The organism is Kribbella sancticallisti (assembly GCF_039530625.1).
In the GTDB taxonomy this organism is placed as follows: domain Bacteria; phylum Actinomycetota; class Actinomycetes; order Propionibacteriales; family Kribbellaceae; genus Kribbella; species Kribbella sancticallisti.
The window spans coordinates 517,898-527,935 of the sequence record NZ_BAAAOS010000017.1; the positions used below are offsets into that span (position 1 = coordinate 517,898).

A 10,038-nucleotide genomic window follows, 5' to 3' on the forward strand; every position below is an offset into this window, starting at 1 on the left:
GTCAGCCGCGCTTGACCGAGGCGAGCAGGAGTTGAGCGACGTCGGCGACCTCGACCTCTTCGCGGGCCGAGCCGTCCGCCTGCTTGGCGGTCAGGCCGTCGGACAGCATCACCCGGCAGAACGGGCAGCCGGTGGCGATCTTGTCCGCGCCGGTCTCGACCGCCTCGGTGGTCCGGTTCACGTTGATCCGGGTGCCGATCTTCTCCTCCATCCACATCCGCGCGCCGCCCGCGCCGCAGCAGAACGACTTCGTCTGGTTCCGCGGCATCTCGGCGAACTCCGCGCCCGGGATGATCTCGAGCAGCTCGCGCGGGGCGTCGTACACCTGGTTGTGGCGGCCCAGGTAGCACGGGTCGTGGTAGGTGATCTTCTGGCCGTTCAGCGAGCTGTCGGCCGGCGCGACCGGGGTCAGCTTGCCCTCGCGGACGAGCCGGTTCAGCAGTTGCGTGTGGTGGATGACGTCGAGTTCGACGCCGAGCTGGGAGTACTCGTTCTTCAGCGTGTTGAAGCAGTGCGCGCAGGTGGAGACGACCTTCTTCGCGCCGGTCTCCTTGAACACCTCGGCGTTCTGCATCGCCAGTTGCTGGAAGACGAACTCGTTGCCCGCCCGCCGCGCGGGGTCGCCCGTACAGGTCTCGCCATCACCCAGTACTGCGAACGAGACGCCCGCCATGTTCAGCAACTCCGCCACCGCCTGGGTGGTCTTCTTGGCGCGATCCTCGAAGGCACCCGCACAGCCGACCCAGAACAGGTACTCGACCTCGGCCAGCGTCTCTGGATCATCAGGGTCGGTGCCGCCGATTTGCTTGACCTCGAACGGCAGATCCTTGGCCCAGTCCATCCGGCCGGACGGGTTCATGTTCCACGGATTGCCCTTGTTCTCCAGGCCCTTGAACAGACCGTTGAGCTCCGAGGGGAACGACGACTCGATCAGCACCTGGTAGCGGCGCATGTCCATGATCGCGTCCACGTGCTCGATGTCGACCGGGCACTGCTGCACGCACGCGCCGCACGAAGTACAGGCCCAGAGTGCGTCCTCGTCGATCACCGCGACGTCGGGAGAGCCGACCAGCGGCCTCTCCTGCTCGGCCAGCACCAGTTCCGGCAGCGACTTGCGGTCGTCGTCGGAGGAGGCGAGCAGGTACGGCGCCTTGGCGAACGCGTGCTCGCGCAGGTTCATCACCACGAGCTTCGGCGACAGCGGCTTCTCGGTGTTCCAGGCCGGGCACTGCGACTGGCATCGCCCGCACTCGGTGCAGGTGGTGAAGTCGAGCAGGCCCTTCCAGGTGAAGTCCTCGACCTTGCCGACGCCCAGGGCGGCGTCCTCGTCGAGTTCCTCGATGTTCTCGAAGTCGATCGGATCGCCCTTGACCATGATCGGCTGCAGCGCGCCCAGCGCCGTACCGCCGTCGGCCTCGCGCTTGAACCAGATGTTCGGCCAGGCGGTGAAGCGGTGCCAGGCGACGCCCATCGTGGCGTTCAGCGAGATGGTGATCATCCAGGCGAACGAGATCAGGATCTTGACCATCGCGACCAGGTAGACCGCGTTCTCCAGGGCGTGCTCGCTCAGCCCGCCGAACAGGCCGGTGCCGACGAAGAACGTGGCCGGGAAGTGGAACTTCGAGCCGGCGCCCAGCTGGTACTCCAGTCCGCGCAGCAGCAGGATGCAGACCAGCACGCCGAGGATCGTGTACTCGACGTAGTACGCCTGCCAGCCGCGGGAGCCGAAGAACCGGCTGTACCGGCCCTTCTCGCCCTTGGGCAGGTTGCGCAGCCGGATCACGATCAAGCCGGCGATCGCGATCAGCCCGGTCCAGGTGAGGAACTCGCTGACCCACTCGAAGACGAACCAGTGCCCGATGATCGGCAGCGCGAAGTGCGCGTCGAACAACTGCCCGAACGCCGTCACCAGGCTGAGGAACAGCCCGATGAAACCGAAGGCGACGAACCAGTGCAGTACGCCGATGTGGCTCCACTGCAGCATCCGGGTGTGCAGCAGCGACTCCCTGGCCAGCGTCGCGGTGCGCTGCCCCGGGTTGTCGGTACGGCCGGCCGGCTGGCCGAGCTTGATGACGGACACCATGTGCCCGATCGTCTTGCCGAACAACGCGATGCCGACGGCGGCGACCGCGAGCGAGACGACGATGGCGAGGATCTGCATACCAGCGATGTTATTGGTTGGTTACCGGTGAGTCATGTCGGTGTAGGACGCATCACGCCCGCGTGTTGCGTCTCACTTCGCCTGGCCGGACCGTTCGGGGCCCCTGACCTGCGGCGGAAAGGCCGGAGGGCCGGCCGAGCGGATGCTCGGCCGGCCCTCGCGGGTGCTGCGGGGTGTTACTTGGTGCCGTAGACCTGGATCTCGGTCATGTCGGTGAAGCGGCAGCCGCCGAAGGCGCCGTCCGGGCAGTTCGTGGCGAAGTCCGGGACCTGCGGGCTCAGCATCACGAACCGGACGAACTTCACGCCCGCGGTGTTGCCGGTCGGCGTGACCTCGTTGTACTTGCCCCGGTTCTCGGCGGTGAACTCACCCTCCAGGGCGGTGGCCCAGGTGGTGCCGTCGACGGACGTCTCGACCCGGTACTTACCGGTCGAGGAGCTGCCCGGGTCGCCACAGGTGTTGGACGGGTCGATCGAGAACTTGCTGATGTTCACGGTCGCCGGCAACGCGATGTCGATGTGCTTGGGGATCATCACACCGCTCGGGGTGCCCGCGTCGTCGCCGGTGGTGCTGCCCCAGCCGGTGCCCAGGGTGCCGTCGATCGCGTAGTCCGGGCCACACTGCGGGCTGAAGTCCGGGCCGTTGAAGTCGACGACCGCGCCGCCGCCGGAGGCCGCGGCCCAGTTGCGCCGCGGCGAGAAGTTCGCCGTGGTGCCGGTGGGCTTGACCGTCAGCGGGGCGCTGAGCACCTCGTAGCCGGCGCCGGAGACGACGAACTTGCCGTACTTGCCCGGGAACACGCCGTTGATCGTGTACTTGCCGTCGGGCCCGGTCACGGCGGAGTAGTCGCCCGCGTAGCCGGAGGCGTGACCGCCGATGAAGACCAGCGCGCCGGCCACCGGAGCACCGGTCGGGTTGTCTGTCACGATGCCGGTGATGCTGGTGGTGGCACCCTTCGGCGGGATGTGGAAGTCCTCCACCGGAGCGGCGTCGCCGCCGTCGATGACACCGGCGAACCAGCCCATGCCGCGGTTGGCGAAGACCTGCCAGATGATGCCCGCGTTCTTGCCGCCGCTGGCGACCAGGTCGGCCTGGACGATCGCGTTGCGCATGTCGAGCATCGTCGGGTCGGCGGTGGACAGCTCCATCGCCCGGGTGATCAGGCTGACCGCGTACGTCCGGCCGAAGCGCTCCCGCAGGTCCCACAGCGTCTGGGCCCAGACTTCACCGGACGCGTGCACCGCGGGCGCACCGCCGATGGTCGGGAAGTCGCCGTAGGTGTAGCCGCCCTGCGAGCCGTCGATGCCGACGCAGTTCTGCGCCTTGGCCCGGACCCGGCAGTCGATCGCCTGGGTGCGGATCGTCCCGCCGCCGGTGACGTACTTGCCTTCCAGGATCTCGCCGGGTGCCGTGGTGTCCTTCTCCAGGCCGTGCGAGACGAGGTAGTCCAGAGCGTAGAAGTCGCTCCAGGCCTCACCCATCGCGCCCGCCTGGATGCTGTTCAGCGTCGAGTTGCCGGTCGCGTCGACCACCAGACGGTTGGACAGGCCGTGGCCGTACTCGTGGTACAGGATGTCGGCCGCGTTGGAGGAGCTGGTGGCGACGGTGGTGTCGTCGCCGGCCGTGCCGAACAGGTACATCTGCATGGTCGGCGGGATGCCGTCCGGCGGGGTGGACATGTTCGCGTTGTTCACGTGGTTGGCGTCCGGGCCGCCGTCGGCGCCGGTCGCCGCGCCGTCCAGCGCGTTCAGCAGCACCGGGTCGCCGCCCGCGGCGTCGAAGCTGCCGGCTGCCGGAGTGAAGCTGATCGGCGGCTTGGCCAGCCAGTCGTGGAAGTTGCTGGCCAGGTAGAAGCCGTTGGTGACGTCCTGGTTCATGTTCGTCTTCCAGGAGTCCGGCTTGACCGGGTCCCAGCTGCAGACGAACGACGTCGAGCAGAGCGCGTTCGACTGGAACGGAACCAGCTTGTACTCCGAGGTGGTCCGGGTGCCCGGCACCTTGACAGTCTCACCGGCGTTCGGCTGGTTGTCGTCGTTGACGTCCGCGAACGCGACCACCGAGGTGCCCTCGAGCAGCGTCTTCGCGTTCTTCGGCAGCCACTTGTTGTAGATCAGGTTCTCGGTGCGCTGCGTGCCACCCTTGGCCGCACCCGGGTAGTTGTCCACCACGAGCGCGTCGCCGTTGCCCTCGCTGACCAGGTCGCGGCGGTACAGCAGCCCGCCGGTCTGGGCGTCGATGACGTGGGTGTAGATCTTGGAGCCACCCGCGTTGACGTAGGTCATCCAGCCCTTGCGCAGGCCGCTCGCGGTGTGGAAGTAGACCTGCTTGGCCAGGTCGCCGTTGCTCCACTTGGTGGTCACACCGGACTTGCTCGCCTTGCCGGCGGCGGCCTTGCCGCCGATGTCCTCGATCGCGGCGGTGCGGGCACCGTCGGCGCTGACGGCCGGGGCGGCGGAGCGGGCCTCGGCCTGTGGGACGAGACCGGAGATCGGGGCGCCCTGCAGCGAGATCAGCTGGCCGGTCTTGGTGACGTTGGCCTTCAGGCCGTTGCTGAAGACCTCGATGCCGTCGACCTCCTGGACCCAGGAGATGTGGTGGGTGCCCAGGTCGTCGACGTAGTCCTTGCGCAGCTTGAGGGTGCCGAGGTCGGACGTCGACAGCTTGAAGACCTCCGGGTGCGCCTTGACGTAGGCCAGCGCGATGTCGGTCGCCTTCTTGGCGCTCTTGCCGGTCAGGAAGCCGTCCAGCTTGGTGACCTGCTCGGGCGTGCCGGTGTTCGCGTCGAGGGACACGACCCCCTGGCTGCCGAGGGAGTTGCGGAACTTCTCCGAGGCGGCGGTCTCCTTGCCGACCACCTTGGCGGCGCGGGCGTAGGTGGCCCGGGCGTTCGGGGTGCGGGCGTCGTAGTTGCCCTTGCGCTCCTTGTCGCCGATCGACTTGGTCGCCTCGGCCGGGGCCTTGGTGTCCGGGGTGGCCGTGGTGGCCGCGGTGGCGCCACCTCCGGCTGTCACAGCTAGGAGAGTGGTGGCCGACACGGCAGAAACTGCCAGGAGCCCCCGTCCCTTGCCTGAAACTTTCACAGCAGCGCTCCATGAAGTTCGATGCGCGGGTCGCCCTCCACGACCCGTCCGGGCTGACCCTAAGGCTGGCGGGGAGCGCGGGGAAGGGTTATCTGCGGAAAGCGGCGGAAGCGAGGGTTGTCCTTCGTGCACGGACCAATACTGCGAGCGACAGGATTATCGTCGCGCTGAGCAACGACCCGGCCGCGAGGAGTGTCGAGCGGCCCGTGTAGATCAGGGACTCGCCGCGGCCGGCCTGCCAGGTGACGAGCCAGATCAGCCCCGCGTAAGCCGCCGCACCGACGAAGACCAGAGCGGTGCGTGGGCCTTCCGGCCGGAGGCCGGGTGGCGCCGGGCGAGCAGAATGAGGCCGAGGGCAAGCAACGGGATCAACTGCAACGCGTGGACGCCGAGGAAGTGGCCGATCCGCAGGTCGCCGCCCTCGATGCTCCAGCCGGTGATCGGCAGGCCCGGGCCACCGTCCTCAACGCCGACCGAGTGCGAGCCGAAGAAGTCCTCCCGGCCGGTGGACTCCGACGGCGACCACCGTGCCCATCCACCAGCCGAGCCGATTCGGGGTGGCCGGCTGAATCGCCGTCGTCGTGGTCATGCGTCGATCGTCGGCAGTTCAGGCCCGGCTCACAGGAGCGTCAGCCCCCGCATCGAGGTGGTGGTGGACCTACCCCGAACTCAACCCTGACTGAGCTTTCCGGCCGTACTCAGGGTGCGGCCGAGCAGCGCTGCCATCGCCGCGCTCGTGGCCACGCCGAGGGTGCTCGGCAGCCCGAACTCGCCGTCGACGGCATAGGACGAGACCGAGGTCGCGAACACCCCGGCAGCCATCCCGAACGCACCGATCAAAGCCGGTACTGCGAACTGCCGGGGCAACGCCGCCGCGATCAGCAGCGCCGCACAGAGCACGAGATCGGGCACCAGGAACAGGTTGCCGGAGCGGAACGAGTCGTGCAGGAACAGGAAGACGAACGTGGTGAGGCTGAGTCCGGCGGCGATGATCCGGGCGGCCGTGAGCAGGGTCATGGACTTCTCCAAACCGTCAGTAGCACTGATGATCAGCGTAGCTGATGGAGTGGATCACCGGAAGGGCCTAAGGTCGGGGTGTGGATGAGCGGATGGAGACCTCGACCGGCTATCTGCTGGTGAAGCTCGGCGGGGCCGCGGGTGGCTACTTCGACCGCTCGACGGAGTCGCTGGGGTTGCGTCCCCGGCATGTCCGGGTGCTCGACCGGATCCGGTCGGACTCGCTGTCGCAGCAGGACCTGTGCCGGCTGACCGGGATGGACCGCACCACGATGGTCGCGGTCCTCGACGACCTGGAGCGGCTGGGTTACGCGCGCCGCGAGGCGAGCCCGACCGATCGGCGCAAGCACGTGGTGACTCCGACGGACGAGGGACTCGCGGCGCTGAAGGAGGCCGCGGTGCTGATGCGGAAGGCGGAGGTCGCCTTCCTGGCGCCGTTGTCCGCCACCGAGCAGAAGCAGTTGAACGCGCTGGTCTCCCGGTTGGCCGAAGCCGGTCTGCCGATCTGCGAGACCTGAGACGGGACCTGACGCGAGACCCGAGGCGATACCGTGGCGCTCTGCCCGTCGAGGAGGCCCACGTGCTGCGCTACCCGTTGATTCACCCGCCGTTGCTCGGGGCGCTGGCGCGAGCCGGCCACGGCTCGGTCGTACTGCTGGCCGATGGCAACTATCCCTACTCGACCGCGGTGTCCCCGACGGCCGAGACGGTCTGGCTCAACCTGCGGCCGGGACAGATCCCGGTGGACGACGTACTCGAGACGCTGCTGGGCGTAGTACCGGTCGAGGCGGCCCGGGTGATGGCGACGGACACCGGCGAGGAACCGGACATCTACGGGCGATTCCGCGAACTGCTGCCGTCGGTCGAGTTGCGGCCGCTGGCCCGCAATGACTTCTACTCGACGGCTCGTGGGCCTGAGTTGGCCGTCGCTGTCGCGACCGGCGAGCAGCGCCTCTACGCGAACATCCTGCTGACCCTCGGCGTCGTGCAGTAGTCCACCGGTTCGGCCGAACGCCCTTGACAGGGTTTCGGCGGTGGGGCCTATTCTGGCGAGAAATCGATTTCCCACGAGGAGAGCCGCCATGGACCAGTCTGTGCTCAGCCGGCGAGGATTCCTGCGAGCAACCGGCGGTACCGCGCTCGCCGCGGCCGCGGGCGGTGCGCTCACCGCTTGCGGCGGTGACGACGACAGCGGCGGCGGCGCCTCCACGAAGGAACTGTCCTTCGTCTACATGGGCACGGCCGAGCAGCAGGCGACCTGGAACAAACTGTTCGCCAAGTTCAGCGAGCAGCACCCCGAGATCAAGCTCAAGGCCGAGGGCATCCCGCTGTCGAACTGGGGCGACTTCTTCAACAAGCTGTCCACCCGGCTGGCCGGCGGCCAGGTGCCCGACGTGATCCAGGTGGCGACCGAGGGCCAGCGGCTGTTCGCGTCGAAAGGCCTGCTCGCGCCGCTCGACGACTACATCGCCAAGGACAAGGCAACAATCGACGAGTACTACGCCGACATGGACCCGAACCTGATCGAGTGGAACAAGAAGTACAGCTCGACCGACGGCAAGACCTACTACCTGCCGGGCGAGTTCAACACGATGTGCATGTGGTACTCCAAGGACCTGTTCGCCAAGGCCGGCGTGCCCGAGCCGACGGCCAAGTGGACCTGGGACGACTTCCGCGCCGCCTGCGAACAGATCAAGGCCAAGACCGGCGCCTTCGGCTACGCCGCCGACTCCGCGTACTTCGCCGCGATCATGCCGTGGCTGCTCACCAACGGCACCAGCAGCTTCAGCGACGACTGGGCCAAGCCGACCTTCGCCGAGCAGGCCGTGATCGAGGCGGCCACCTTCAACCGGGCGCTGGTGGCCGACAAGTTGTCACCACCGCCGGGCGGGACCTTCGACGCGTTCACGGCGGCCGCGCAGGGCAAGCTGGCGATGTTCGGCGGTGGACGCTGGCCGATCATCAGCATCCGCAACCTGAAGTTCCAGTCGAAGATGGGGATCGTGCCCTGGCCGGTCAAGGTCGAGCAGGGCTCTCCGGTCGGCTGGAACGGCTATCCGATCATGAAGGCGTCGAAGAAGAAGGACGACGCCTGGACCTTCATCAAGTTCCTGATCTCCAAGGAGGGCTCGTCGTTCTTCGCCCAACTGGGCGGGACGATCGTGCCGGCCCGCAAGTCGATCGCGAACAGCGAATCGTTCCTCGCGGATGCGCCGAAGGGCACCGAGTCGCTCTACCAGGCGCTCAGCTACGCGACCCCGATCCCGTCGCCGGACAAGGGCGCCGCGGTCCAGAAGGCGATCGAGGACGGCTGGAAGCAGGTGCTGACCGGCAACGCCGCACCGGCCGACGCGCTCGGCAAGGCCCAGAAGGCGCTCGAGGGTCTGGTCTGATCCGTGGCATCTGCTGCAACCCAGGCTCAGCGGCGGGACTGGCTCCCGGGGTACCTGTTCATCAGTCCTGCCGTGCTGCTCTTCCTGGTCTTCGTCGCCGCTCCACTGGTGGCGGCCTTCGGGTTGAGCCTGTTCCACTGGGACCTGCTCAGTACGCCGGAGTTCGCCGGCCTGGACAACTTCCGCCAACTCGTCACCGACGAGGCCACCATCCGGGCCGTGGTCAACACCTTCGTCTTCGCCGCCGCCTCGGTGGTGACCCACATCGGGGCCGGCATGTTGCTCGCGCTCGGCGTGCACCGGACGATGACCCGAGGCACCAAGTACTTCGTCCGTACCGCGTACTTCTTTCCGTTCCTGGTCTCCTGGGCGGCGGTGGCGCTGGTCTGGAAGTACGTGCTCGACCCGTCCTTCGGGCTGGCCACGCACTACCTGCAGGAGATCGGGCTGCCGGTGACGAACTGGCTGGCCTCGCCGACCTGGGCGCTGCCGACGTTGATCGTGGTCGACTGGTGGCACACCATCGGCTACACCTTCATCATCCTGCTGGCCGGCTTGCAGACCGTCCCGGCCCAGTTGCACGAGGCCGCCCGGGTGGACGGCGCGAACGCCTGGTGGCGGTTCTGGAGCGTGACGCTGCCGGTGATGTCGCCGACGATCTTCTTCGCCACCGTGATCACCTTCATCGGCGCCTTCCAGATCTTCGACCCGATGCTGATCATGACGAACGGCGGTCCGGACGGCGCCACCCAGAGCATCGTGATGTACACCTACGAGAAGGGCTTCCAGGCCTTCGAGGTCGGGTACGCCGCGGCGCTGTCGCTGGTGCTCTTCGCGGTCATCATGACCGCCACCGGACTGCAGTTCCGGCTCAGCCGACGGTGGGTGCAGCAGTGAAGGGCCGGCTGCTCGACCTCGTCCTGGTGCTCGGCGGGCTGCTGATGATCGCGCCGTTGGTCTGGCTGGTCGTCACCGCGCTGTCCGAGCCGATCGACGCGTTCCAGTTGCCGCCCCGGTGGATCCCGCGTCCGCCGACGCTGGAGAACTTCCGGCAGGTGCCGGACCTGATCCCGTTCGCCCGGATGGCCTGGAACAGCTTGCAGATCGCGGTGATCACCACGGCCGGGTCGCTGCTGACGAGCGCGCTCGCCGCCTACGCGTTCTCCCGGCTGCGCTTCCCCGGCCGGGACAAGATCTTCGTGGTGCTGCTGGCGGCTCTGGTCGTGCCGGTCCAGCTGACCGTGGTACCGGTGTTCATTCTGATGCGGTGGTTGCACCTGGTCGACACGGCGGTGGCGATCTGGCTGCCGGCCCTGGTGAACGTGTTCGGCATCTTCTTGATGGTGCAGTTCATCCGCGGCATCCCGCGCGAGCTCGACGAGGCGGC

General features: G+C 67.7%; 10 protein-coding genes. 6 read left to right on the top strand and 4 right to left on the bottom strand.

Annotated features, from left to right (window positions below; translation table 11 throughout):
- Position 1: 1 nt before the first annotated feature.
- Both ABD255_RS10210 and ABD255_RS10215 read right to left on the bottom strand, forming a co-directional pair.
- Positions 2–2,161, bottom strand: coding sequence for a (Fe-S)-binding protein (locus ABD255_RS10210; RefSeq protein ID WP_344212254.1), 2,160 nt, complete (start codon positions 2,159–2,161; stop codon positions 2–4).
- Between the two features lie 176 nt (positions 2,162–2,337).
- A complete protein-coding gene (locus ABD255_RS10215; protein WP_344212256.1) occupies positions 2,338–5,172 on the bottom strand; it encodes a M36 family metallopeptidase in 2,835 nt (944 codons plus the stop codon).
- Between the two features lie 80 nt (positions 5,173–5,252).
- Here ABD255_RS10215 and ABD255_RS10220 point away from each other — a divergent pair, with 80 nt between their 5' ends.
- Positions 5,253–5,453: a hypothetical protein gene (locus tag ABD255_RS10220; RefSeq protein ID WP_344212258.1), complete on the top strand. Its 201-nt coding sequence runs from the start codon at positions 5,253–5,255 to the stop codon at positions 5,451–5,453.
- Between the two features lie 251 nt (positions 5,454–5,704).
- Here ABD255_RS10220 and ABD255_RS10225 read toward each other — a convergent pair whose 3' ends face one another.
- Together ABD255_RS10225 and ABD255_RS10230 are read right to left on the bottom strand one after the other, a co-directional pair.
- Positions 5,705–5,830, bottom strand: a complete 126-nt coding sequence (locus ABD255_RS10225; RefSeq protein ID WP_344212260.1) for a hypothetical protein — start codon at positions 5,828–5,830, stop codon at positions 5,705–5,707.
- An 80-nt stretch (positions 5,831–5,910) separates the two neighbouring features.
- A complete protein-coding gene (locus ABD255_RS10230; protein ID WP_344212262.1) occupies positions 5,911–6,258 on the bottom strand; it encodes a hypothetical protein in 348 nt (115 codons plus the stop codon).
- Between the two features lie 80 nt (positions 6,259–6,338).
- On the opposite strand from ABD255_RS10230, the gene ABD255_RS10235 reads away from it, so the two are divergent.
- The 5 genes from ABD255_RS10235 to ABD255_RS10255 all read left to right on the top strand — a co-directional run.
- Positions 6,339–6,776 carry a MarR family winged helix-turn-helix transcriptional regulator gene (locus ABD255_RS10235; protein ID WP_344212264.1) on the top strand — a complete coding sequence of 146 codons (438 nt, stop codon included), beginning with the start codon at positions 6,339–6,341 and terminating at the stop codon, positions 6,774–6,776.
- A 62-nt stretch (positions 6,777–6,838) separates the two neighbouring features.
- Positions 6,839–7,252 (top strand): RbsD/FucU family protein, encoded by a 414-nt coding sequence (locus tag ABD255_RS10240; RefSeq protein ID WP_344212266.1) that lies wholly within the window; start codon positions 6,839–6,841, stop codon positions 7,250–7,252.
- An 88-nt stretch (positions 7,253–7,340) separates the two neighbouring features.
- Positions 7,341–8,651 carry an ABC transporter substrate-binding protein gene (locus ABD255_RS10245; RefSeq protein WP_344212268.1) on the top strand — a complete coding sequence of 437 codons (1,311 nt, stop codon included), beginning with the start codon at positions 7,341–7,343 and terminating at the stop codon, positions 8,649–8,651.
- Positions 8,652–8,654: 3 nt separating this feature from the next.
- The gene (locus ABD255_RS10250; protein WP_344212270.1) at positions 8,655–9,548 is read left to right on the top strand and encodes a carbohydrate ABC transporter permease; all 894 of its coding nucleotides are present in this window, start codon (positions 8,655–8,657) and stop codon (positions 9,546–9,548) included.
- Positions 9,533–10,038, top strand: a 506-nt coding sequence (locus tag ABD255_RS10255) for a carbohydrate ABC transporter permease (protein ID WP_344212271.1), incomplete at its 3' end; no start/stop codon positions are given. The genes ABD255_RS10250 and ABD255_RS10255, both read left to right, overlap by 16 nt.